The organism is Pseudomonas sp. MWU13-2100, assembly GCF_023242365.1.
In the GTDB taxonomy this organism is placed as follows: Bacteria; Pseudomonadota; Gammaproteobacteria; order Pseudomonadales; family Pseudomonadaceae; genus Aquipseudomonas.
This window is the reverse complement of the sequence record NZ_JALLIX010000120.1, coordinates 1-1,025: the sequence shown is the minus strand read 5'-3', so window position 1 is coordinate 1,025 and position 1,025 is coordinate 1. Positions and strand designations below refer to the sequence as shown.

Sequence of the window (1,025 nt, the reverse complement as noted above, 5' to 3'; positions counted from 1 at the left end):
GGGAAAGGGTTAGTCGTACCTGGGTACTCTTCCTTCAAACCGATCTGCGACAGGCGACGGTTGGCGATGAACTTCAGGTAGTCCTCCATCATCGCCGCGTTCATGCCCAGCACGCCGCGCGGCATGGTATCGCGCGCGTATTCGATTTCCAGCTGGGTGCCCTGCAGGATCATCTGCGTGGCTTCTTCCTTCATCTCGGCATCCCACAGGTGCGGGTTCTCGATCTTGATCTGGTTGATCACGTCGATGCCGAAGTTCAGGTGCATGGATTCATCGCGCAGGATGTACTGGAACTGCTCGGCCACGCCGGTCATCTTGTTGCGCCGGCCCATGGACAGGATCTGGGTGAAGCCGCAGTAGAAGAAGATCCCTTCCAGCACGCAGTAGTAGGCGATCAGGTTGCGCAGCAGTTCCTTGTCGGTCTCGACGGTGCCGGTCTTGAATTCCGGGTCGGAGATCGAACGGGTGTACTTCAGGCCCCAGGTGGCCTTTTTCGCCACCGATGGGATCTCGTGGTACATGTTGAAGATCTCGCCTTCATCCATGGCCAGCGATTCGATGCAGTACTGGTAGGCGTGGGTGTGGATCGCCTCTTCGAAGGCCTGGCGCAGGATGTACTGGCGGCACTCGGGGTTGGTGATCAGGCGGTACACGGCCAGCACCAGGTTGTTCGCCACCAGCGAGTCGGCGGTGGAGAAGAAACCGAGGTTGCGCATGACGATGCGGCGCTCGTCGTCGGTCAGGCCTTCCGGGTCTTTCCAGAGGGCGATGTCGGCGGTCATGTTGACTTCTTGCGGCATCCAGTGGTTCGCGCAGCCGTCGAGGTACTTCTGCCAGGCCCAGTCGTACTTGAACGGTACCAACTGGTTGAGGTCGGCGCGGCAGTTGATCATGCGCTTTTCGTCGACCGCGACACGGGCCGAGGCGCCTTCGAGTTCAGCCAGGCCTTCGGCAACGTCCAGGGCGTCGAGCGCGGCCTTGGCACGGGCGATGGCGGCCGAGTCGGAAGCGGTCACGGCACGGGC

The 1,025-nt window shown here is 61.3% G+C and carries 1 protein-coding gene; it reads right to left on the bottom strand.

What is annotated here, in order from left to right:
• On the bottom strand, nt 1-1,025 hold a 1,025-nt coding region (locus M5B99_RS29610; protein WP_248807457.1), incomplete at both ends, for a ribonucleotide-diphosphate reductase subunit beta.